A 21,774-nucleotide genomic window follows, 5' to 3' on the forward strand; every position below is an offset into this window, starting at 1 on the left:
CCCGGGCCGCCGACGTCTGCCTGAAGGAACGCCGCCCGCTGGTGCTGCTCGCCCGCGAGGCGCCGCTGCATGCGGGCCATCTGGAAGCCATGCTCAAGGTAACCGGTATGGGAGGCATCGTGTTTCCCCCGGTTCCGCCGTTTTACGCCGGACCGGAAACCCTGGCCGACATGATCCGCCAGATCGCGGCAAGGGCGCTTTTAACCGCCGGTATTGATCCGGGTCCCGCCCTGGACCGCTGGACGGGACTGTCCTGAAGGCGAACGGCCGGCAGAACTGGGTTCACACAATCCGCAACCGGCCGCGATAGTGCACGACCCGTCCGATCAGCGGCAGGTCGATCCCGCCGCCATCATCGTCGCAATCAGGGTGTTTTGCCCATCTTCTCGTACGCCGCCCTTTCCAAAGCGCTTGTCTATCGCCACAGTGGGCCAATGAGCGCTTTATTCGAAGAACTGGACTACGCCCCCACGCCCATCGGCGCGATTTCCTTGCGCCGGCGGCGCATCCTGGCCCTTGAAACCGACGTCTTTGAAATCCTGCTCGGCGACGAGCACCTGATGTCGAGCCTGTTTACCGCCTCCGAAGTGGCGCTTGCCGACAAGGGCCTGGCCGCGCTGAAGGGCAAGGGCTGGGACGTGCTGGTCGGTGGCCTTGGCCTCGGCTACACCGCCCGGGCCGCGCTGGCCCATGAGGCCGTTGCAGACCTCACGGTGGTCGACCTGCTGGAACCGGTGATCCGCTGGCACCGGGAAGGGCTCGTGCCCATGCAGACAGAGCTCGCCGACGATCCGCGCTGCCGGCTGGTGCAGGGCGATTTCTTTGCCCTGGCGGCCTCGGACACCGGCTTCGATGCCGAGCGGCCGGGGCGCCAGTACGATGCCATCCTGATCGACATCGATCACACGCCGGAGCGGTTGCTGCATGGCGGGTCGGCCGGGTTTTATACCGCCGGCGGCTTGCGCGCCTTGCAGCGGTTTCTGAAACCCGGCGGGGTCGTCGGCCTGTGGTCCGACGAGGCGCCGGACGAGGCCATCACGGGGTTGCTCGGCGCCGCCTTCGCCGAGGCCTGGGCCGAGCCGGTCGTTTTCGCAAATCCCTTGCAGGACGGCCGCGAGATCACCCAGGCCGTCTACCTGGGCCGCAAGGCCTGAGCGGGGGATCTTTTACGAATTTCCGGAAGGCGGAGCCCCGCCCGTCAGTCGACGCAGCGCTGGACGACGCCACTCAGGGTCAGGCCCTGGACGATGACGGTGAAGAGAACGACCGCGTAGGTGGCGGCGAGCAGGACGGACTTTTCCGCCACCTCCGGCAGGGACAGGGCCAGCGCGATGGAAATCCCGCCGCGCAACCCGCCCCAGGTCAGCACGGGGATGGTGCCGCGGCTGAACACATGGTTCGCGCTCAGGGCCAGCACCGGCACCGTCACGGCGACGAGCCGCGCGCAAAGCACCAGCGGCACCGCAAGTGCGACCAGCCAGCCGAAGGACGGGTCGAGGCGCAGGATCAACACCTCCAGGCCGATGAGCAGGAACAGCACCGAGTTCAGGATCTCGTCGACCAGCGTCCAGAAGGCGAAGATGTAGCGTTCCGTCCGCTCGCTCATGGCATCGTTCGGCCCGCGGTGGCCGAGAAGGACGCCGGCCACGACGACGGCGATCGGGCCGCTCATGTGCAGCTTGCCGGCCAGCGCATAGGTGCCGGCGACCAGCGCCAGCGAGATCAGCACCTCGATCGTGTAGTCGTCGATGGCGCGCATCGCCCGGTAGGCCAGATAGCCGGCGGCAAGACCGAGTACGGCGCCGCCGAGCGCCTCGATGAAGAACAGTTCGCCGATATGGATAAGATCGATGCCGTCGCCGGAGGCGCCGACCGCCGCCGCCAGCAGCACGGTGAAGATCACCACGCCGACGCCGTCGTTGAAGAGCGACTCGCCGGTCATTTCCGCTTCGAGCGCTTCGGGAACACGCACCGTCTTGAGCGTCGACAGCACCGCCACAGGGTCGGTCGGGCTGATCAGCGCGCCGAACACCAGCGCCCAGGCAAAGGGAACGGCAACGCCGAGCATGTCTGACGCGAGCCAGAAGCCGGTGCCGACGATCCCGGTGGAAATCAGCACTCCGACGGTTGCCATCGAACCCACGATCCATGCCCGGTCCCGAAGCTGCTCGAAATCGACGTGCAACGCGCCTGCGAACAGCAGGAAGGCCAGCATGCCGTCGAGCACCGTCTTCTGGAAATCGACCTGCCGGATGACACCTGCGAGCTCCTCGTAGGGAAGGACGCTGGGGAAGGCGAACTCGACCCCGATCAGCACGAGCGAGGCCGCAAGCCCCATCACCAGCAGGCCGATCGAATGCGGCAGCCGGACGAAGCGGTGATTGACCCAGGCGAAGACGGCCGTCAGCACCAGGAGCATCGAAATCAGGTCGAAAACGGACAGCATGATGGGATGGAGCTAACCAAAGGACGGTCGCTCAGGCAAGCAAGATCCCAATCATACCGAAGCACGGCCGAGGCGGCTGACGACAATGCCGGAGCCGACCGGCAGAACGACGCTGTCCATGCCCTCCGTCGCGCGGACCGCGTCCGCGAAGTCGAGCTGGCGTTCCTCGCCGTCGCGCAGCATGTTGTCGGCGACCAGGATGGCTCCGGGCGCAAGCTCCGGCCGCAGCAGTTCGTAGCTGGGCAGATAAAGATCCTTCCAGTGATCGATCAGGACGAAATCCCAGGGCCCGGAGAGATCGCGCAGGATGTCCAGCGCATCGCCGACCAGAAAGTCGACCACATCGGCCAGGTCCGCTTTGTCCAGCATCTGCCGGGCGAAGGCGGACTTCTCCTCGTAAAGCTCAATCGTCGTCACCCGGCCGCCGGCGGTCCGAGCGGCTGCGGCGAGCCAGAGCGTCGAATAGCCGAACGAGGTGCCGAGTTCCAGGATCCGCGGCGCCTCGAGGCTGCGCGCGAGGACCGCGAGCAGCTGTCCGGTCTCGGGCCCGACTGGCATGAAACGTTCACGCCCGTCGTTGAAGGGCGTCCCGGCCAGGGTCCGGTTCCGGTCCTCGATCAGGCGATGGTACTCGTCGAGAACGGCGGTAAAGCGGGGATCGTCGGTCATGGCTGCGCTACTGGAACATGGCTTGCGGGATCATCAGGGCGATGGACGGGAAGATCACGATCGCCAGCAGGCAGGCCGCCATGGCGAACCAGAACGGCAGCACGCCCTTGAAGATCGTACCCATGGGCACGTCTCCCGCCACGCTCTTGACCACGAAGACGTTGAGACCCACCGGCGGCGTGATCATGCCCATTTCGATGACGATCACGGCGACCACCCCGAACCAGATCGGATCGAAGCCGAGACCGGTGACGATCGGAAAGAAGATCGGGATCGTGACCACAAGCATGGCAAGTCCGTCCATGAACATGCCGAGCACCAGATAGGCGATGACGATCAGCAGAAGGACGCCGTAGGGGCCGAGGCCAGCCGTGGTCATTGCCTCGCCGAGCGTTGCCGGCAGGTGGGTCAGGGCCAGGAACGGGTTGAGCACGCTGGCGCCGATCACGATGAGATAGAGCATCGCGGTCGTGCGCACCGTATCGACTACGGCCTTCACGAAGGCATCGCCTTTCAGCTTGCCGGTAAAGAGCGCCATCAGAATGACCAGACCGGCGCCGACGCCGGCGGCTTCGACCGGTGTGAATACGCCGAGATAGATGCCGCCGATCGACACGACGATCACGATCAGAAGCGGCATGGCGCGCGAAAGCGCCACGAAACGCTGCACGAATGGCAACGCCTCTCCGGGACGGCCTGCTTGCGGGTCGAACAGGGTGATCAGCCCGACGGTGGCCATGAAGAATGCGGTCAGCAGGATGCCCGGCAGAATGCCGGCCATGAACAGCTGGCCGATGCTTTCTTCCGTCAGGATGGCATAGAGCACGAACCCGGTCGAAGGCGGAATGAGAAAGCCGAGCGTGCCGCCGGCCGCAATGGACCCGGTGGACAGCGCATCGGAATAGCCGAACCGTTTCATCTCCGGCAGGGCGACCTTGCCGATGGTTACCGCGGTTGCCACAGACGAGCCGCTGACGGCAGCAAACGCCGCGCAGCCGATGATCGAGGCCGACGCAAGCCCGCCGCGCAGCCAGCCGACCCAGGCGAAGGCGGCTTCGTAAAGGCGGCTGCTGAAGCCTGCGACCGAGGCGATGTTGCCCATCAGGATGAACAGCGGGACGACGGTCAGGGAATAGTTAGAAGTTGCCGAGAAGGCCTCGGTCACCAGCAGCGCATTGGCGGACCGGTCGCCGTTGAGGATGACGGTTCCGAAATAGCCGACCGCGAGCATCGCCATGCCCACCGGCATGCGCAGGATCATCAGCACGAACATTGCGCCAAGGCCGCTGACGCCGATCATGAAATCACTCACCGTGGCGCGCTCCTGCACGAAGGATATCTATCAGTTGAAGAAGGAGCACGATGGCATAAAGCGCCGCGCCCAGGACGAGCAGTCCGTAGAAAGGCCACAGCGGGATCTGCAGCATGTTGGTGGCGTCGCCGTATTCGGCCGCGTCCGCCAGTTTCTTCCAGGACCGCATGGCCAGCATCGCCAGGATATAGATCGCGATGCCGCGGGAAAGGATGTCGCCGAGAAGGCGGCCATAGCGCCCGATCTTGTGGTCGAAGACGTCGACGCGAATGTGGATCTCGTCGCGCGCCGCTGCCGGCATCGCCAGCATCACCAGCACCACCGACGCAAGCTGGATGATTTCGTTGCCGCCCAGGATCGGCGCCTCGAAGACGTAGCGCATGATCACGCCGGCAAAGGTCGCGACCAGCAACAGGCCCAGGGCCAGCGACGACAGGAGGGTGAGCAGGCGAACGGCCCATTCGACGGGTGTCGAACGGGCCAGTTCCTGTTTTGCGGTTTTCACTTTCGCATCACTCGCTCTTCAGCGCCTTGACATAGGCCGATGCGTCGAGGCCGGCGGCATCCGCATCGGCGATGACCTTCTTCACGACCGGCGCGGACGCTGCATTGAACTTGGCGGCTTCGGCGTCGGACAGGACGATCACTTCCTTGCCTTCGGTTGCCTTGAACTTCGCAAGCGCCTTGTCGGCAATGCCGAGCCAGGCCTTGTTGCCGTTCAGGGCTGCCGTCTTGCCCGCATCGAGCACGACCTTCTGCTGATCGTCGCTCAGACCGTCGAAGCTGTCGCGGTTCATGATGAGGAAAAAGCTGGAGATCGTCGAGTCCATGCCCATGGTGATGTATTTGGTCACCTCGGCCAGCTTGAACGCGCCGAGCGTCGTCGCATCGATCATGGCGCCGTCGATCACGCCGGTCTGCATGGCGTTGTAGATTTCAGGCGCCGGCATGGATACCGGGGTCGCGCCCCAGGCCTCGACGACGAGACCGGCGTTGCGCGACGGCACGCGGATCTTCAGACCCTTCAGGTCGTTAAGCGAGCGGATCGGTTTTTCCGCCGTGAACAGCAGGTTCGGCGCGTTGTTCCACAGGGCGAGCAACTGTACGCGGCGATACTCCTTGGCGAGCATGTCGGTATGGGCCTGAATCTTCGCGGTGCCGGTTTCCGCGTCGATGACGCCGGGCAGTTCGGTCAGCAGGGTCTTGGGGAAGTTCGATGCGGTGTAGCCCGGCAGACCGAAGGCGATGTCGGTCACGCCGTCAACCGCGCGGTTATACTGTTCCTTCGGGCCCGGGCCCAGTTCGCCGCCCATGAACACGGTGACGGTGACGTCGCCGTTGGTGCCGGCCTTAATCGCCTCGGCCATGGGCTTGTAGACCTTGTCGACGACGAAGTGGCTCGGCGGCTGGAAGTCCGCAAGCTTCAGCTCGGTTGCCGATGCTGCAGACGCGGTAAGGACCAGCGCGGCCGCCAGGGCGGCGTAAAGTTTCCTCGGTGTCATTGCATTTCCTCCTTTTTGATGGATCGTCTTGCCTGATGGTGACGGGGTGTCAGGTCTCCGCTCGCGCGCCGTTCCCGTCCAGGCGCGGATCAGTTGTCCTCGCGGCAATCCGGTGCCGGGACAAGCTGCAGAAGGCTGTCGGTGGATTTCCCATTCGGACCTGAATTTCCAATCCTGATCTGGTTTCTGATAGCGGCCGGCCGGGGAGGGCAGAAATTGAATGTCCGTCCCGATTATTCAAAAAGCGCAGAGCAGGCCGTGTTGCCGCCGCGCTCCGGGCCGGCGGGTTAACGGACCTGTGCGTGCCGGGCGAAAAGGAAGGAGAGGACGGCAGGCGACGGTGCGGCGCCGGTACCTTTGATGATGCGGGCCATATGCAACTCTCCCGTTCGCACCCGGTTTCCCGGAGGAGGCATCGCTGAATGGATGTCTGCGAACCGGACCGGGACCGGCCGGTCGGACGTCTGCGGCCCTCCTCCGCTGCCTACACTTATGCAGAGCTTTCCTGTTTCGAAGCAATACGCGTATTCGATACGCAGCGTTCACAATTTTGGACGATGGGACATGGGGAAGCGGAATGCGCGAACGGTTTGCGGGATCGATGGGGGCATCCGTCGCCGGGCTGTCGGCCTCAGTTTATTGCTTCGGATGATGTCTCGTTGTGGCGGGCGATGACTTCCCGGTACGATGCCCGCTCTTGGACGGCCGTGCACAATGCGGCAAGCCGCGAATGCCGCCCGAACAGGCCCTGCCGGTCGGCAGACCATTCGGTGAGCATGGTCAGATAGACATCGAGGGCAGTGAAGCCGCGCGGAAGAAAATAGGGCGCGCCCCTGATGGCCTGGTCCATGGTCGTGAAGAAGTCTTCCAGATGCTCTTCTGCGCGCAGGCGGACGGTCTCGTTGGCAGTCTCGTCCAGCGTGAACTGCTCCGGGTGCCAGGCTCTTGAGAAGATCGGATATCCATTCGCCGCCATACCGGCGAGCCAGAAGAGAAAAGCCGGCCGGTCGGGGTCACCCGGCATCGGGACAAGTCCGGCGGCGGGATGGCGCTCCCCCAGGACGAGCGTGATGGCCGACGTTTCGCCGATGACCTCGCCGTCCGGCAGGGCGAGGGCGGGGATCCGGCAAAGCGGGTTCTTGGTGCGATAGGCATCTTTGCGATGCGCATCGCCGGCCATGTCGATACGGTATCGCTGGTAGGGCGCGCCGATTTCCTCAAGCAGGACCTCGGGCGCAATCGAGCCGGAAAGGCGCTCCCAGTAGAGAGTGTACATGGCGATCGGTGTTCCTGTCGAAGCTTATGCCGATTTTGCGGTCGTCGGGTCGATCATCCGGCCGATTTCCGTAATGCGTGTCGCGGGAAAGCCGCTTTTTTCCGCGTGTTCGCGGATCGCGTCTTCGTGTTCGGCAAGATAGACGCAGAACGTCTTGTCGCCGGCCACATAGGAATGCTGCCACTGGATGCCGGGGCCGAGGTCCACAAGGGCCGCGTTGGAGGTTCTGGCCGCACCGCAAAGGTCAGCCTCGCTCATGGCGCCGACGCCGGGGAGCTCGCGTTCGATCACATACTTTTTCATGGCTTTCTCCTGATGGGAGCGGTTGGTTGGTCTAAATATTTTGTTTGCGGCCGGAACCTGTCCTCCTGGATCGTTTTCAGTCTGACAGGTTCTTGGCGATTTTCAGCTCAGATAAACTTTCAAGCCATAAAGCAGTGCTTTATAGCTAATGCATGAAGCTGGCTTACCTGAATGCCTTGCGCGCCCTTGAGGCCACCCTGCGTACCGGGACCTTCAGCCGGGCGGCGGCGGAGTTGGGCGTCACCACCGCCGCGGTCGGACAGCAGATCAGGAACCTGGAAGCCTATCTCGGCAAGACATTGTTTCTGCGCACGCCGACGGGTGTCGTCGCCACCGAGGATGCGCTTCGTATCAAGGCCCGGCTGACCACCGGATTTTCGGTCATCGGCGAAGTCCTGGCGGAAATGAGCGACATGGGAACCGCGCGCCGGGTCGCCATCACGCTGCCGGAATCGTTTGCGGAAAACTGGTTCACCAGCCGTCTCTCGGAGTTTTACCGGCTGAATTCGGAAGTGGATTTGCGCCTCAATGCCGCGAACCGCCGGATCGACCTGTCGTCGGAAGGCTTCGATTTCGCCCTCCGCTACAGCCCGCCTCCGGACGATGGGTTCGAAGCAATCGACCTGTTCGGTGACCATGTGCTCCCGGTTTGCACGCCGGGATTTGCCGATAAATACGGATTGCGTAACCGGTCGAACGATCTGCGCGGGGTTCGGCTGGTCCATCTGGACAACCGGACGCCGGATCCTGAATGGGCAAACTGGAACGACTGGTGCCGTGCCTTCGGCTACGACACGGACGATACAGTCGATGTCATGCGGTTTTCCCGGATCAGTTCGGGCCTGAATGCCGCCATTGCCGGGCAGGGACTGGTCCTGTGCGGCGTGATCGAGGCCTATGATGCGATCATGGCCGGCACGCTGGAAATGCCCTTCGGTCCTGCCAGGAGCGTTCCGGCCGGCTATCGCTATCGCCTGTTGTGGGTTCGGGGCCGGCCGCTCAGTCCGATGCAGGTACGGTTCCGGTCATGGGTGCAGGATCTGGCCGAAAAATTCCGGCGGGATGTGGCGGACCTCGGCTGTTTCGTCTAGCGCTCGGCGCCTGCCAGGAGCTGCGCGGCAGCTGATCCGGCCGCCTGGATATACTGCGTATTCCCGTGAATTAGGGACAGGTTCATGCTTCCCTCGATGAGCACCATGATCTGGCGGGCAAGGAGCGCCGGGTCCTTCAATCCTGCCGTTTCCAGCTGTTGGGACAGCCAGCGCTCGACGGCTTCCTTGTGGGAACTTGCCGCTTTTTTCGCGGGATGACCCGGCATATCCGCAAGCTCCGCGGCTATGCGCGAAAACCCCGAACCGAGCCACGTGTCCCGGTCGGCCCAGGCCTGCAGCTCTTTGAAAAGATTTGCCACTATCGCAGCCGGTTCGGCTGTCTCCGGGCCGGCCCATTTCCGGAATTGCGGCATCAGATGCCGGTGCAGGTCTCCAAGTGCCGCAGCGGCGATGTCGTCCTTGCTCTTGAAGTGGTAATAGACGGTGCGCTTCGTCAGCCTCGCACGCTCGGCAATGGCATCGACGCTGACCCGGGAAAAACCCTCGCGATAGAACAGGCTGTAGGCGGCCTGCAGGATGCGGTCTCTTGTGCTGGGGGGCTCGGCGCTCATGCCGTTTATGTATACTAACTAGTGAGGCGACACAATTCCCACCGGGTGCCATGATCCGGTCCCTCGCAAACAGGCTAAGCTGGGCCGCCCGGCGATCAACGCTTTTCGAAGGTGCGTACGCATGGATAACACGATCACAAAAGCCGAACCCCGGTACCGGTGGGTTATCGTCACGGCGGCGGCCCTTATCCTTGGCATCGCCATGGGCACGCTGGTCAACGGGCTTTCCGCATTTCTCGTGCCGCTGGAAACCCATTTCGGATGGGAGCGGGCCGAGGTCGCGGCGATCAATTCCATTGGCCTGATCGGCATTGCGGCGGGCGGGATCGTTATGGGGCTGCTCGCTGACCGTATCGCGATCCGGACGATCTGCCTGCTTGGCGCCGGGAGCTTGTCCCTGGCGCTTCTGCTTGCCGCGCATGCGCAGGCTCTGTGGCAGTTCTACGCGCTGTTCTTCGCCGCCGGCGTTATCGGCGGCGGCGCCCTGTTCGCGCCGGTGATAGCCCTGGTCGGCGGCTGGTTCCGCGCCGGTGCCGGGCTCGCGATCGGAATAGCGTCGGCGGGGCAGGCCCTCGGCCAGGGGCTGGTGCCCTATGTTGCCGGGTATCTTATCCAGATGTCCGGATGGGCAACCGCTTTCACGATGCTCGGAATCTTTGCGGCCGTGACACTGGTGCCGCTTTCCCTCGTGATGCTCGATCCGCGGAGGCCCGGCACACAGGCTGCCGGAGCCGCCGATGACAGCCCGCGTCTGTCGCCGAAGATCGTGCTTCCGGCGCTTTCGCTGGCCGTCCTGGGCTGTTGCGCGGGCATGGCCGTGCCATTGATCCATCTGGTCCCGCTGATCCAGGGCGTCAGCGGCGTCGGCGCCGAGGCCGGCGGGCCGTTGCTCTTGATGCTTGTTGCCGCCATCGGCGGGCGTGTCTTCTTTGGCCGTCTTGCGGACATCATCGGTCCCATGCGGGCATGGATGGCCGCGACCGCGTGGCAGACAGCGCTGATGCTCGGGTTCGTGATGCTCGGTTCGATCCAGTCCTTCTGGCTGTTTGCGCCGCTCTACGGATTTGGCTACGGCGGCGTGATGACCGGCGTTCTGGTCTCGGTGCGAGCGCTGACACCCGCCTCGCGCCGGGCATCGGCCACCGGGATCGTTCTGGCGTTCGGATGGTTCGGCCATGCCCTGGGCGGCTGGCAGGGCGGCTTTTTCTTCGATCTGACCGGCGCCTATTTCTGGTCCTTCGCCAATGCGACCCTGTTCGGCCTGATGAACCTCGCCATCGTCGGCACCATCTATGCGGCCAGTCGCCGAAGGCTCGTCGCCGCTCTCTGAGGCATCGCGGGCGGGTCAGCCGGCTTCGGTTTCGGCCATCCGCCGTTTCAGGTCCAGGGCGGCCATTGCATATCCGCCGTCCGCCCCGTCGATGAAGTGCACGTGATGGCTGTCTGCAAGGCTGAACAACAGGCAGGTCATCAGCGCCTCGTTTGCCTGCCAGACGCCGTAAACCAGCTTGCCTTCCCCGTGCTTCCGCTCGAGGATCGCCTGAATTTCGGCCGCCTGATCCGCGGTGATATCGAGCACCATGCGCAAGGAGCCGTCGTATTTCCGGAAATCCGTATTGGTCTGGACTTCCTGTCTGTAGGTCGACCGGTCGTATCCGCCGATTTTGACGCCGAACCTTTCGCAAAAATACTGCATCAGTGCCGTGAACCAGACCCAGAGTGTGCGCCGGACCAGGGCCGATTGTCTGGCTCCGGCGGCGATTTCCAGGGAAAGCCCCGAAGGGGGAAAGCGGTATGTCATGGTGCTGCCATGCACCGGAGCATGGTTCGAAATAGGCCCCCCGAGCACGCGTCGAATGGCGCTTGTCAGTTCGTGCAATTCCAGGCCGGCGTTCTTTTCGACCGGTTGCGCGATAATGGTGAGCATGGTGCCGTTGCGCGTTTTCAACGGCTCCCAGCGGCACGACAGGCCTTCCAGGTTGGGCAGGTCTTCATCGCCGCCGGTGTTGAGCGCATATCTGCTGCCGGTGCTGTCCGTCTTGAGCCAGCGGTCTGCCGTCCTCGGCCCGGCGCCGGCAAACATGGCAAGATCGTTTCCTTTCGACAGGGCGTATTTTCGAACCAGGGTCTCGGCGCCGTTCGCACGCAGATCGGCAACGGGGATGGCCGCGGCGCGCAGATCGAGCCCGAACAGCCGGGACGACGCGTTTTTCAATCGCGCAAGTTCCAGGGTCGCGGCTTCGCGCACCTCCGGCGGAACCGCGATCAGGCCGCCGTCGCCGCCGAAGGCGAAGGGCAGTTGAACGCCGTTGCTCACGTTGAGGACAGCCGTGATCGTCGCCGCGCCGACCATGTTGACGGTCTTGTACCGGCCGTCGGCAATCGCCGACGTGGAATCGACCACATCGGAGACCAGCAACGTCCAGTCATCCGGAAGCCGGCCGTATTTGTCGAGGTCGGTGATCTCCTCGAAATCGGTAAACGCCGGCAAATCGGCGTAGAAACTGGAGCTGGTTTTTGGTCCCGACATGAAAAGTCCGTCCCGGATGCCGGGATGTTTCGGCATCCACCGCACCGGCAAAGCCTCGAAAGCCTCATATAGGGCCGCCTTCGTTGCCGGCAATCCGCCGGACCCCTGCGTGAGGTCTTCGGCCATACCTCGCCGGACGAGCCTGCGGTTTCGTCGCATGATCAAAAAATCGGCAGTTGCCCAAATGGCTTGCAGGAGGGTCAGGCCCGCTTGCCTGCCCTGAGCGATCGGCTTAAGTGGAAAAGTCCTGTCCGAGGAGACCAAGCGCATGACCGACACCATTCCCGTTATCGACCTGACGCCGCTTCGCGAAGGCGGCGAGGCGGGGCGCGAGGCGGTCGCAGCTCAGATCGGCGAGGCCTGCCGCGGCATCGGCTTCTTCTATCTCTCCGGCCACGGGGTGCCGGCCAAACTGCGCGCCGACGTCTTCGCCATGGCGCAGACCTTCTTCGAAAGCCCGGACGAGTTGAAGATGAAATCGGCCTATTCCGCCGACACCGGCAACCGCGGCTATGTGCCGATGAAGGGCGAGTCCCTCGACCCGACCAGGGCGCCCGACCTGAAGGAAGGCTACAACATCGGCCTTGATCTCGCCCCCGACGATCCGGAGATCGTCAACAAGGCCCCGCTCCGGGCGCTCAACCTGTGGCCGGAGCTGCCCGGCTTCAAGGAGGTCATGCTGGCGTATTACGACGCCATGTGGGCCCTGGGCCGCACCCTGCACACGGCCTTTGCCATCGAACTCGGCCTGCCGGTGGACTATTTCGACGACAAGCTGGAGCGGCCGCTGGCGACCCTGCGCCTTTTACACTACCCGGAAAGCCCGGCGGACATCGAGGAAGGCCAGCTCGGCGCCGGCGAACACACCGACTACGGCTGCGTCACCCTGCTGGCCACCGACGACGCCGGCGGCCTGGAAGTGCGCACCCGTAACGGAGACTGGCTGGCGGCGCCCGTGATCCCCGACACCTTCGTCTGCAACATCGGCGACTGCCTGATGCGCTGGACCAACGACCTCTACGTCTCCACCCCGCACCGGGTGGTCAACCCCTCGGGGCGCGAACGCTACTCCGTGCCCTTCTTCCTCGACCCCGACCCCGACGCCATCGTCGAATGCCTGCCCGGCTGTTCAAGCGCCGACAACCCGGCCAAATACCCGCCGATCCGCGGCGATGAGTATCTCCTCAGCCGGCTGAACCCGACCTATGAGAAGTCGGGGTTGATTGGGGCAGCGAGTTGAGGGGGGAAATGGAAGTAGGTCAGTTGAGTTAGACTTAAATTATGCACCGACATTGCACGATAGCCACTGTTGGATATTTTTGCCGATAAAGTGTAATGCCACGCGAGTGCCTTCCTATCCGACGAATTCGAGATGGCTGAGGCAATTCAAGGCAGTTGTCGACATTGGCATGGCCGATATGTCAATTCTGCCTAGCAGAAATCATCGACTTTGACTCACATCCTATTTCCAACTTTTAGTTGTACATCTGGCTTTCGCATCATGTATTCTTGGTACTCAAAGGAATTGAAACAATTTCATCTTTCGAAAGGCAAAGCTGCGGAGCTCATGCAGCTGGCTGTCACAGCTTATGAAGATATACATGGCGTGCCACCAGATGAGGTATTCATTCACGGACGGACGCGCTTTGATAAAAACGAATGGGAGGGCTTTCGGTCAGCTGTCTCTGACCAGACCAAGTTGGTCGCGATCCGTATCAGGCCTACTGATGAACTGAAACTCTACCGACTTGCGAAACAGCCTCCTATTCGTGGTTCATATCTCGAAATCCATGAACGCATGGCCTATTTATGGACGAAAGGATACGTCCCACGCTTTGGCACCTATCCGGGTTTCGAAGTGCCCAATCCGCTTGCAATTAATATTGATTGGGGCGATGCGCCTATTGAGCAGGTTTTGACTGACATTATGGCGCTGACCAAAGTCAATTTTAATGGTTGCAGTTTTTCTGACGGACTGCCTGTCACACTGAAATTTGCGAATGCTATTGGTGAGATTTTAACTGCGGCTCCTAAACTCGAAGATGCGCCACAACCATTTAAATACTACATCTAATCGGAACCGCCGATTTAAGTAAGCGCGCAGCGTGTTACCGCTGGCAAGCCAGTGATTCCCGGATAAGGTGTCGGCGGAGGTGCGATTGATGACCATGGGCGAAAAACCACGTCTCGGCGAGCTGTTGCTCGGCACGGAGGGCCTGGCGTTGCTGAGGCTGGCGTTTACCGGCGACGAAGCGATGCGGGATGCACGCGTGACCGAGATGCGCGACCTGCTGGCGCATCTGGACGACCCGGATCTGGCGGCCGCGCTGGCTGCTCCCGAATATGATCTTAAAAGTGGCTATGCGTTGTGGTCGAAGACCTACGATGCGCCTTTGCGTCTGTTTTCCATCGAAGAGCCCGCCATGCAGGCGCTGTTTGACATGCTGGACCCCGGCACGGTGCTCGATGCCGCCTGCGGCACCGGGCGGCACAGCGTCGAGCTGGTCCGGCGCGGCCATCGGGTCGTGGGCGTCGACAGGTCCGAGACCATGCTGGAGAAGGCGCGCGCGAAGCTGCCGGACGCCGATTTTCGGGTGGGCGATCTTGAGGCCCTGCCTGCGGATGATCACGCGTTCGATGCCGTTGTCTGTGGACTGGCCCTCGTGCACCTTCCCGACCTCCACCGCGTCATGGCGGAGTTCGAACGGGTGTTGCACCCGGGTGGCCGCGTGATCGTCAGCGACGTGCACCCCTTCCTGACCCTGCTCGGCTGGCAGGCGCAGTTCCGGACCGGCAGCGGCGACGCCGGCTTCATGCGCCTGCATCGCCATATGCTCTCCGACTATACCAAGGCCGCCGCTGCGGCGGGGCTGTGGGTCAGATCGCTTCAGGAGCTGCCGCTGACGAAGGAGTCGGCCGTCACGGTCGCTTCCGAGCGTCTGCCCGAGGCCAACCGCGCCGCCTGGGTCGGGCTTCCCGGCGTGGTCGTCTGGGAGTTCGGGAAACCGTAGGAGCTGGACGGAAACGGGCGGCGTCTGCACCGGCCGACGGGGCCGATACCGCCCTTGCGGTAGCCGGTCACCCGTTCCGCATTGGTTGCATTCATCCACGATGCGCGTGAGGCCCCGGCGTCTGTAATTGCGATTTGTATATAAAATGCCAGCTCAAGATGTTTCGTGTATGATTTCATTGGCAGCAAATATTTTCAAGAGGTGAATTCATGGAGGATCGGCAAGAAGATAATGGAATTTAGAAAATCTTCATGAGAGTTTCAAAGGCGATTGAAGATGGAAACAGAAAAGAAGATATAGTTTCAGACCTGATACGCATGGGAGTTCCGGAAGATCAGGCTGTAGGTCTTGTCAACAATATAGCGGAAATTCGCGGCCAAAATCGCGAAAGTATGTTTTCCGAAGTCGGCCTGATGTTACGCGAAATGCTCTTCCTCATTCTTTCGTCGGTGGGGGTATGCGCAGCGGCAATTCTTGTTTCCAAAGCTCTTGGGTTCGCAGACGCTGCTTTTAATGTTCTGGGACTTGGTCTGCTTGGGCAGATTATTGTAAAAATTGGAGAAATGGCGGCAGGTCTCGGGCTTGCGGCCGGGGCATCGATTGTGGCCAGGGAAAGCGGTTCCATCGGCGTCTTTATCGGCGGCTGGATCGGTGCGGCTCTCTATTATGGCTGGATTTTCTATACCTTTTAAATTGCGATGCCGGCCGCACGTGTCTGCCGGCCTGAAGCTGCGTGTCCCGCGGCATCAATCTCGCCGCGACGGTCAGCACCCAATCTCCCGCCTCTCGCAGTTCTGCGGCAATCTGACCCTCATGGGCAAATCCCGCATCTTTGCCGTGCGGCACACACGCTCATGGATTACGATCCGGGCTTTCCGGTCCAACCCGAATGCCCTCCAACCCGAATAAAGGAGCCCCTTTGAATGTGGGACGAACGCTACGCCACCGACGCCTACATCTTCGGAACCGCGCCGAGCCAGTTTCTGGAAAAGAACGCCGGTCTGCTGACACCCGGCGAAACGGCGCTGGCCGTTGCCGACGGCGAGGGGCGTAATTCGGTTTATCTCGCGGAGAAGGGCCTGGCGGTGACCGCGATGGACAGTTCCGCCCCCGGCGTCGAGAAGGCGCGCCGCCTTGCCGAAGCCAAGGGTGTTCAGGTGGACTTCCGGCTGGCCGATCTGAAGACCTGGAGTGGACACCCGCGAAATACGATGTCGTCGCGGCGATCTTCATCCAGTTCGCGCCGCCTGAGTTCCGGGCGGAGATCTTCAACGGCATCGAACGCACCCTGAAACCCGGCGGGCTGCTCCTGCTGCACGGCTACACGCCGAAGCAACTGGACTACAAGACCGGCGGGCCGTCGGCCGTTGAGAACCTCTACACCAGGGACATGCTGTCGGACCGCTTCGGCGCCTGGGAGATCCTGCGCCTGGAAGAATACGAAGCCGAACTCGACGAAGGCGCAGGCCATTCCGGGCGCTCCGCGCTGATCGACCTGATCGCGCGTAAGCCTTAGGCGGTGTGAAGGGGGTATCCCGTCATACCAGACAAGCGCAGCGAAGCTGCGTGCTGATCTGGTATCCAGATATCAGCCGCGCGCCAGCGCGTCTTGCTTCCCTTTGAAAGCGGACCTCGCTTGCGCTCGTGCTGTCAGCTGGATCCCAGATCTCGCGATGACGCTCGCGCGCCACGCGGTCTGGGATGACGAAGTAGGCACGGCCGCGCCCCACACACAACCGTCACCCCGGACCTGATCCGGGGCCTACTCGCACGGCCGCTTGCCGCAGCTTTGGTTGAAGGCAACAACCGCTCTGCAAACGAGTAGGTCCCGGGTCTCGCGTTGCTCGCCCGGGATGACGGCTGCGGAGGAGGCACGGCCGAGCCACTCACTCGGGTTGTCATCCCGGTTTGACGCGCAAGCGGCAAGACCGGGATCCAGTACGCCGTGTGGCTTGCGATTGGAAAAGAAAGCAAAATCTGGAGGTTACTGGGTCCCAGCCTGCGCTGGGATGACAACCCGTTGCTTGGCAAAGCTTCGGCTCTCTTCGAAGCCTTTCATAGGAGCGACGGCGATCTGCCGGGGAAAGGAGGCGGGGTAGCCGCCCCCTTCCTTATGCCGGAAAGACGGTCAGTTGACCTCCACCTTCGCGACCATCGGGTGGGTCGCCGGATCCATGTGGGACCATTCGCTCATGGAACCGTCGTAGAGCTTGGTCTTCTTGTTGCCGAGGACCTCCGCGTTGACGAACCAGCCGAGCGAGGCCCAGTGGCCGGTGTTGCAGAAGGTGACCGCGTCGCCTTCGGTGGGCACGCCGGCGGCCGCATAGAGCTTCTTCAGGGTCGCCGCGTCGCGCAGCATGCCGCCGCCCTTCACGGTCATCCACTCGCCGGGCAGGCTTTTCGCGCCGGGCAGGGTGCCGTAGCGGGTGACAACGCCGCTCTTGTCGAGGCCGAGGTTCTGCGCGGGCGGCCGGGAATCGATCAGCGGCACGTTGGACTTCATGTCGGCGCTGACGTCATCCGCGGTGGCAAGATAGGTGGTGTCCAGCTTCGCGGTGAAGGTCTTCGCCGCAGGCTTGACCACGCCGGGTTCAAGCGGATCGGACTTGTCGGCCATGTAGGCCTTCATCCCGCCGTTGACCACCGAGACATTGTCGTGGCCGAGCACCAGGAAGGTCCAGTAGAGGCGGGTGGACATGCCAAGGTCGGCTGCCTCTTCGCCCGGCGACAGCAGCACCACGTGGGTGTTGTTGTCGATCCCGAGGCCGCCGATCAGCTTTTCAAGCGACGCCGTATCCGGCAGAAGCCCGCCGATCTTGTCGCCGGTCTCCTTGTTCAGCACCTTGTTGACCCGCCAGCCGTCCTTGCCGAAATCGGTGTGCAGCGCGCCGGGCACATGGCCCTTTTCGTAGGCGGCCATGGGGCGCAGGTCCAAAAAGACCGTGTCGGGCTGGCCGACATTCGCCTTGACCCAGGCGGCATCGACCAGCGGCTCGGCAGCAAAGGCCGATGAGGCCGCGCAAAGCGTTACGGCTGCTGCCAATGCAGTGGAAAATCTCCCAATCATGTCAGTTTCCTCCCTGCGGGACGGAAGTCCCTTTTTTGCGGATTTCGAGTGGTTCGATCAGGTCGGCAGGTCCCGTCGGGCAAGCTCCTCCGGCCCGAACGGTCCTGTCTCAGGGAAGAATAGCTAATTTCCTATTCAATGAACAATGAAAATATCGGTATTCGAAAGCCGGCGAGGAAACTCTTCGAAGCCAAAGGCTTCGCAAGGCGAACAGCCGCCCGAGCTCATGCGAGGCCCCGACTGGAGCCCGCGCTCAAGCAGCCGAAGGCGGTAGCGCGAAAAATCCAGACCTATCGAAGCCGCAGGCTTCGCAAGGCGAACAGCCGCCCGAGCTCATGCGAGGCCCCGACTGGAGCGAAGCGCCTTTGGCGCGGCAGCGTGAAGTCAAAACGAACGCCCGCAGGCTTCGCAAGGCGAACAGTCGCCCGAGCCAATGCGAGGCCCCGACTGGAGCGAAGCGCTTAAGCAGCCGAAGGCGGTAGCGCTGCGGAATAAAGAACTGGTCCGCCTTTGGCGCGGCAGGCGCAGGCACATATGGGCGATCGTGGACGCTCTGCGGACAGCTCCTCTGCAATCTGTCTCGCAGACCGAAATGCCTACGGGACCGGCAAGAAATATTTTTTCGGAGAGCTTGCGGCGCGGTCGGCGCTTCCCACATGACCATCGCTCGAGTTCCGATCCCGCGCCGTTCCGGCTTCCGGACGCCGTCGCGGAGCGTCTCTGCGGGCGGATCCATTTCGGAGTCTAGTCGTGGACATCCTGTTGCTCGACGTCCTGGGCAAACCAGCCTGGAGCTGGGGTCTCTTTCTTGGTCTCGTCGCCGCTCTTCTTGTCTTCGACCTCGGTGTCCTGCACCGGAAATCCCACGAGATCGGCGTCGGCGAAAGCCTGCGCCTCTCGGCCTTTTACATCTCCATCGGCCTGCTGTTTTCTGTCTGGATCTGGCAGTTCATGGGAGAACGGGCCGCGCTTCTTTATCTCACCGGCTTTGTGGTCGAGAAGAGCCTGGCGATGGACAATATCTTCGTCATCGCCATGATCTTCGCCTATTTCGGCGTGCCGCGGGCCTATCAGCACCGCGTGCTTGTCTTCGGCATCCTGGGGGTGATCATCCTGCGCGGCATCATGATCGGGATCGGCGCGGCGGTGGTCGAACGCTTCGAATGGATCCTGCTGATCTTCGCAGCTTTCCTGGTTTTCACCGGAATCAGGATGCTGCGCAACGGCGACGCCGAATATGATGTGGCGCACAACCCGGTCCTGCGCTTCATGCGGCGGCGGTTCCGGGTGACCGATGACCTGCGGGGTGAAAGCTTCTTCGTCCGCCAGTCCGTCGGGGCTGCCGGAAAAACGGTTCTGTTCGTCACGCCGCTCTTCCTGGCGCTCGTCATGGTCGAACTGGCGGACGTGATCTTTGCCGTAGACTCGATCCCCGCGATCTTCGCCATCACGACCGATCCCTATATCGTCTACACATCCAACATCTTCGCGATCCTCGGGTTGCGCGCCCTCTACTTCGCGCTGTCTGCGATGATGCACCGCTTCATCCATCTGAAAACGGCGGTCTCGCTTGTGCTGGTCTTCATCGGCGCCAAGGTGATCGGCGCAGAGCTTCTGGGGATCGAGAAGGTGCCCGCTGTCATTTCCCTGGGGGTGACAGCGGCTCTTCTGGTCGGCGGCATCGTTCTGTCGCTCTGGCAAACACGCAGAAAACTGTCTGCTGCGCCGGCTGTTGCTGTGCCGATAGAACCCGAATGACCGTCCAGGCCGTTACCGGACCCGTTCTTTCGCGGCACCCTGGGGCGGCGGCGTTCCGAGGTCCTGCGCGACTTTCGAACCGGAAGCGATATTCCGGCCCGAGAATCGAAAAACCCGCCCGATCGTCTCCGATGGGCGGGTTTCGTTTTTTTCAGGTGTACCTGCAAGAATAGTATGGCTCATGCGATTTGTAAGTTATTGAAAACAAACAGCTTTATTTTCTATTTTGGCTCAGTCCTTCTGGAATTTCGGTCAAAGCCGTAATCAAATGAATGCAAAGTCTTGCTCAATAGCGGCTGAAACGTCCGGAAGCCGGGCTCCGGGCACAAAAAAGCCTCCCAAAATGGGAGGCGGAAACGGGGGTGGTATTTGAAGGGATCAGGGATCCGGAAGGAGATCCGGATCAGCAGACCTGACCTGGTCCAGAGCATAGATGGTCGCCGGAATCTGGTCCTTCGGAAAGGCAGCGTCGACCCCCAAACCGTGAAGCCGTTTCATCAACGTCTGGAGATGAGTTCCGGATCGACGTGACAGGGAGCTGGCGGTCTCGAACTCGTCCATGAAGGCGTCCAGGACGTCCCGCTTGACGATGGTCTGCGGACAGCGGTTGATCGGATTGACCGCGGTTTCAGCTGCGAGATGGTGGTGGTTGATGAGTGCCTTGACCACGCGTGTCGTCGTCTTCAGTTTCTGTTCGACCTCGCGAAGGGAATATCCGCCGTGGTCTTCCCGGCGGACCTGCGGTTTGACCTCATCCGGATCAACGAGCACGGAAAGAAAGCCGGTCAGTTCAGGATCCGTCCGGACCGTGTCCAGTTGTCCATCCAAGATCAACTGAACGATTTCCGGGGTGGAGCAGTTCGCCATCTTCGTTACGCGCAGGATCGGCACCAAGGTGTTCTCGTCATTCGCCGCCGGCACTGCATCGGCAGTCAACGCTGACAGGAAATCATCCAGATCGCGTTTTGCGAAGGCATGGTCCTTGAAAGTTTCGGTACCGCCCTGAAGCCAAGGTTTCAGAATGCCCGCCTCGAAGAGCACCCGGTCGACGGGGCGAGGCGCGTTGATGTAGGCCCTGACCTGGTTGAGGGACATGCTTTCTTCGATCCGCTGAAGATAGAATTCTGCATCGTCGGCCCGGAAGAGGATGCGCTCGTCAGACTGGCGGAGCTGTGCTTCGTCGATCAGGCCGACCGTACGGAGAACCTTTCTAAGCCGCTTCGGATGGGATCCTGTTTCAAGGTGGGCGGAGTGAATGGAATGGAGGATCCGCTTCTCCGCTCGCTGGCCGAAGATCTCATCGTCCGGTCCCATGGGCAGCGTTTTGAAGGCGTGCTCAGTGATGATCTTCCGGAGCTCGTCGTAGGCGGTGTCATCAGTCTCGTGAGCGAGCCATTCATAGAGACGCCCATAGATCTGCCTGGGCCCCCAGGCATGACGCGTTTCCGCGAATTTCTGTTGCATGTGATCCAGGTAGCCGCGGATTCCCTCGGCGCCCCGAACGGCAATTTCAAAGCCTGCCTGACCGGCCTCGTACCATTGGTCCTCGGTCAGGCTTTCCGCCATGACATCGGCGCCATGGAACTTCGTAGCACCAATGATTTCACAGGCCCTTGCGCCGGCATATGCGGGGAGGGACGACAGCCAGATGTCAGACCGGTCGCCGTTGATCCGGTTTTCGAGATAGGTCTCGAGATCGGAAGGTTCACGGTATTGCGCAGTGTCGACGTGCCGGTCGATGTCATCCACGAACGGTTGGAGCAGCATCGAAAAGTCATGCACCATCTGAGGACTGTCGTCGGCCGCAGCCACGATCAAAGGGGTCTTGTGTTTCGAACAGGTGCGAATGGAGGCGATGGTCCAGAACCAGCGTCCGTAGGACCTGGCCTTTTCATGATCCGCGTCCCGAGAGAGGTCTTCCTGAATGCAGTGAGGGCAGACCCGAACTGTCGCGCGACGTAGCGACGCCCTGGGAAGGGGGGCTCCGTTCAGTTCGAACCAGCGTTCGCCGGTGCGTTTAAAGGTTGTTCCCGGAAACCCGTCATCGAAGCCGGCAAGTTCGGAGAAGGCGTCAATCTCGTCCGCGTCCCCATCGCACAAGGCCTGGAAGTTCAGTCCCATGTCGAGGCAGAAGTCACGGGCACTACGAGAAGCCATGGAGGCGACGCGCGAAACGAAACTCGTGAGGGTTTCATCCGGGTGACAGGTGGGGATGTAGAAAGGATTGAGTTTCATGT

General features: G+C 62.0%; 22 protein-coding genes. 11 read left to right on the forward strand and 11 right to left on the reverse strand.

Features of this window, described 5'->3' with window-relative positions:
* Positions 1-257, forward strand: a 257-nt coding sequence (locus HK439_RS08105; protein ID WP_328804122.1) for a flavoprotein, incomplete at its 5' end; no start/stop codon positions are given.
* A 177-nt stretch (positions 258-434) separates the two neighbouring features.
* The gene (locus HK439_RS08110; RefSeq protein ID WP_190290900.1) at positions 435-1,154 is read left to right on the forward strand and encodes a spermidine synthase; all 720 of its coding nucleotides are present in this window, start codon (positions 435-437) and stop codon (positions 1,152-1,154) included.
* 44 nt (positions 1,155-1,198) lie between these two features.
* On the opposite strand, the gene HK439_RS08115 is transcribed toward HK439_RS08110, so the two are convergent.
* The 7 genes from HK439_RS08115 to HK439_RS08145 all read right to left on the reverse strand — a co-directional run bounded on the left by HK439_RS08115 (position 1,199) and on the right by HK439_RS08145 (position 7,508).
* Positions 1,199-2,446 carry a cation:proton antiporter gene (locus HK439_RS08115; RefSeq protein WP_190290901.1) on the reverse strand — a complete coding sequence of 416 codons (1,248 nt, stop codon included), beginning with the start codon at positions 2,444-2,446 and terminating at the stop codon, positions 1,199-1,201.
* A gap of 51 nt (positions 2,447-2,497) precedes the next feature.
* Positions 2,498-3,115 carry an O-methyltransferase gene (locus HK439_RS08120; protein WP_190290902.1) on the reverse strand — a complete coding sequence of 206 codons (618 nt, stop codon included), beginning with the start codon at positions 3,113-3,115 and terminating at the stop codon, positions 2,498-2,500.
* A gap of 7 nt (positions 3,116-3,122) precedes the next feature.
* Positions 3,123-4,427 (reverse strand): TRAP transporter large permease, encoded by a 1,305-nt coding sequence (locus HK439_RS08125; protein ID WP_190290903.1) that lies wholly within the window; start codon positions 4,425-4,427, stop codon positions 3,123-3,125.
* Positions 4,420-4,932, reverse strand: a complete 513-nt coding sequence (locus HK439_RS08130; RefSeq protein ID WP_190290904.1) for a TRAP transporter small permease — start codon at positions 4,930-4,932, stop codon at positions 4,420-4,422. The genes HK439_RS08125 and HK439_RS08130 overlap by 8 nt, the downstream gene beginning before the upstream one ends.
* A gap of 7 nt (positions 4,933-4,939) precedes the next feature.
* Positions 4,940-5,929 (reverse strand): TRAP transporter substrate-binding protein, encoded by a 990-nt coding sequence (locus tag HK439_RS08135; protein WP_190290905.1) that lies wholly within the window; start codon positions 5,927-5,929, stop codon positions 4,940-4,942.
* A gap of 631 nt (positions 5,930-6,560) precedes the next feature.
* Complete coding sequence (locus HK439_RS08140; RefSeq protein ID WP_190290906.1) at positions 6,561-7,205, reverse strand: glutathione S-transferase family protein; 645 nt, start codon at positions 7,203-7,205, stop codon at positions 6,561-6,563.
* Between the two features lie 24 nt (positions 7,206-7,229).
* Complete coding sequence (locus tag HK439_RS08145) at positions 7,230-7,508, reverse strand: DUF4242 domain-containing protein (protein ID WP_190290907.1); 279 nt, start codon at positions 7,506-7,508, stop codon at positions 7,230-7,232.
* Between the two features lie 152 nt (positions 7,509-7,660).
* Here HK439_RS08145 and HK439_RS08150 point away from each other — a divergent pair, with 152 nt between their 5' ends.
* Entirely contained in the window at positions 7,661-8,599 is a 939-nt protein-coding gene (locus HK439_RS08150; protein ID WP_190290908.1) for a LysR substrate-binding domain-containing protein, read from the forward strand.
* Here HK439_RS08150 and HK439_RS08155 read toward each other — a convergent pair.
* Entirely contained in the window at positions 8,596-9,171 is a 576-nt protein-coding gene (locus tag HK439_RS08155) for a TetR/AcrR family transcriptional regulator (protein ID WP_190290909.1), read from the reverse strand. The two genes, HK439_RS08150 and HK439_RS08155, sit on opposite strands and share 4 nt — an antisense overlap.
* 121 nt (positions 9,172-9,292) lie before the next feature.
* On the opposite strand from HK439_RS08155, the gene HK439_RS08160 reads away from it, so the two are divergent.
* Positions 9,293-10,501, forward strand: a complete 1,209-nt coding sequence (locus HK439_RS08160; RefSeq protein ID WP_190290910.1) for an MFS transporter — start codon at positions 9,293-9,295, stop codon at positions 10,499-10,501.
* A gap of 15 nt (positions 10,502-10,516) precedes the next feature.
* Here the strand turns inward: HK439_RS08160 and HK439_RS08165 are convergent, their stop codons facing one another.
* Positions 10,517-11,701, reverse strand: a complete 1,185-nt coding sequence (locus HK439_RS08165; RefSeq protein WP_190290911.1) for a DUF3095 domain-containing protein — start codon at positions 11,699-11,701, stop codon at positions 10,517-10,519.
* A gap of 268 nt (positions 11,702-11,969) precedes the next feature.
* Here HK439_RS08165 and HK439_RS08170 point away from each other — a divergent pair, with 268 nt between their 5' ends.
* The 6 genes from HK439_RS08170 to HK439_RS27110 all read left to right on the forward strand — a co-directional run bounded on the left by HK439_RS08170 (position 11,970) and on the right by HK439_RS27110 (position 16,228).
* Entirely contained in the window at positions 11,970-12,941 is a 972-nt protein-coding gene (locus tag HK439_RS08170) for an isopenicillin N synthase family dioxygenase (RefSeq protein ID WP_190290912.1), read from the forward strand.
* Between the two features lie 261 nt (positions 12,942-13,202).
* Positions 13,203-13,775: a hypothetical protein gene (locus HK439_RS08175; RefSeq protein ID WP_190290913.1), complete on the forward strand. Its 573-nt coding sequence runs from the start codon at positions 13,203-13,205 to the stop codon at positions 13,773-13,775.
* A gap of 88 nt (positions 13,776-13,863) precedes the next feature.
* Positions 13,864-14,712, forward strand: a complete 849-nt coding sequence (locus HK439_RS08180; protein WP_209011651.1) for a class I SAM-dependent methyltransferase — start codon at positions 13,864-13,866, stop codon at positions 14,710-14,712.
* A gap of 251 nt (positions 14,713-14,963) precedes the next feature.
* The gene (locus HK439_RS08185; RefSeq protein WP_190290914.1) at positions 14,964-15,404 is read left to right on the forward strand and encodes a hypothetical protein; all 441 of its coding nucleotides are present in this window, start codon (positions 14,964-14,966) and stop codon (positions 15,402-15,404) included.
* A gap of 231 nt (positions 15,405-15,635) precedes the next feature.
* Positions 15,636-16,004, forward strand: coding sequence for an SAM-dependent methyltransferase (locus HK439_RS26840; protein ID WP_235987705.1), 369 nt, complete (start codon positions 15,636-15,638; stop codon positions 16,002-16,004).
* A 98-nt stretch (positions 16,005-16,102) separates the two neighbouring features.
* Positions 16,103-16,228, forward strand: a complete 126-nt coding sequence (locus HK439_RS27110; RefSeq protein WP_268956877.1) for a hypothetical protein — start codon at positions 16,103-16,105, stop codon at positions 16,226-16,228.
* Between the two features lie 612 nt (positions 16,229-16,840).
* On the opposite strand, the gene HK439_RS08195 is transcribed toward HK439_RS27110, so the two are convergent.
* Positions 16,841-17,779, reverse strand: coding sequence for a sulfurtransferase (locus HK439_RS08195; RefSeq protein WP_190290915.1), 939 nt, complete (start codon positions 17,777-17,779; stop codon positions 16,841-16,843).
* Positions 17,780-18,529: 750 nt separating this feature from the next.
* Between HK439_RS08195 and HK439_RS08200 the strand changes: the two genes are divergently transcribed.
* Positions 18,530-19,537 (forward strand): TerC family protein, encoded by a 1,008-nt coding sequence (locus HK439_RS08200; RefSeq protein ID WP_190290916.1) that lies wholly within the window; start codon positions 18,530-18,532, stop codon positions 19,535-19,537.
* Positions 19,538-19,915: 378 nt separating this feature from the next.
* Here HK439_RS08200 and HK439_RS08205 read toward each other — a convergent pair whose 3' ends face one another.
* Positions 19,916-21,772, reverse strand: coding sequence for a TniQ family protein (locus HK439_RS08205; RefSeq protein WP_190290917.1), 1,857 nt, complete (start codon positions 21,770-21,772; stop codon positions 19,916-19,918).
* Between the last annotated feature and the right edge of the window lie 2 nt (positions 21,773-21,774).

Source organism: Roseibium aggregatum, assembly GCF_014692675.1.
In the GTDB taxonomy this organism is placed as follows: Bacteria; Pseudomonadota; Alphaproteobacteria; order Rhizobiales; family Stappiaceae; genus Roseibium; species Roseibium aggregatum_C.

Bases quoted from the DNA above. Each gene is read 5' to 3' on its own strand.
- HK439_RS08160 (WP_190290910.1), top strand. From the start codon at position 9,293: ATGGATAACACGATCACAAAAGCCGAACCCCGGTACCGGTGGGTTATC.
- HK439_RS08110 (WP_190290900.1), top strand. From the start codon at position 435: ATGAGCGCTTTATTCGAAGAACTGGACTACGCCCCCACGCCCATCGGC.
- HK439_RS08185 (WP_190290914.1), top strand. From the start codon at position 14,964: ATGAGAGTTTCAAAGGCGATTGAAGATGGAAACAGAAAAGAAGATATA.
- HK439_RS26840 (WP_235987705.1), top strand. From the start codon at position 15,636: ATGTGGGACGAACGCTACGCCACCGACGCCTACATCTTCGGAACCGCG.
- HK439_RS08180 (WP_209011651.1), top strand. From the start codon at position 13,864: ATGACCATGGGCGAAAAACCACGTCTCGGCGAGCTGTTGCTCGGCACG.
- HK439_RS08205 (WP_190290917.1), bottom strand. From the start codon at position 21,772: ATGAAACTCAATCCTTTCTACATCCCCACCTGTCACCCGGATGAAACC.
- HK439_RS08115 (WP_190290901.1), bottom strand. From the start codon at position 2,446: ATGCTGTCCGTTTTCGACCTGATTTCGATGCTCCTGGTGCTGACGGCC.
- HK439_RS08140 (WP_190290906.1), bottom strand. From the start codon at position 7,205: ATGTACACTCTCTACTGGGAGCGCCTTTCCGGCTCGATTGCGCCCGAG.
- HK439_RS27110 (WP_268956877.1), top strand. From the start codon at position 16,103: ATGCTGTCGGACCGCTTCGGCGCCTGGGAGATCCTGCGCCTGGAAGAA.
- HK439_RS08145 (WP_190290907.1), bottom strand. From the start codon at position 7,508: ATGAAAAAGTATGTGATCGAACGCGAGCTCCCCGGCGTCGGCGCCATG.
- HK439_RS08195 (WP_190290915.1), bottom strand. From the start codon at position 17,779: ATGATTGGGAGATTTTCCACTGCATTGGCAGCAGCCGTAACGCTTTGC.
- HK439_RS08170 (WP_190290912.1), top strand. From the start codon at position 11,970: ATGACCGACACCATTCCCGTTATCGACCTGACGCCGCTTCGCGAAGGC.
- HK439_RS08155 (WP_190290909.1), bottom strand. From the start codon at position 9,171: ATGAGCGCCGAGCCCCCCAGCACAAGAGACCGCATCCTGCAGGCCGCC.
- HK439_RS08175 (WP_190290913.1), top strand. From the start codon at position 13,203: ATGTATTCTTGGTACTCAAAGGAATTGAAACAATTTCATCTTTCGAAA.
- HK439_RS08135 (WP_190290905.1), bottom strand. From the start codon at position 5,929: ATGACACCGAGGAAACTTTACGCCGCCCTGGCGGCCGCGCTGGTCCTT.
- HK439_RS08120 (WP_190290902.1), bottom strand. From the start codon at position 3,115: ATGACCGACGATCCCCGCTTTACCGCCGTTCTCGACGAGTACCATCGC.
- HK439_RS08165 (WP_190290911.1), bottom strand. From the start codon at position 11,701: ATGTCGGGACCAAAAACCAGCTCCAGTTTCTACGCCGATTTGCCGGCG.
- HK439_RS08150 (WP_190290908.1), top strand. From the start codon at position 7,661: ATGAAGCTGGCTTACCTGAATGCCTTGCGCGCCCTTGAGGCCACCCTG.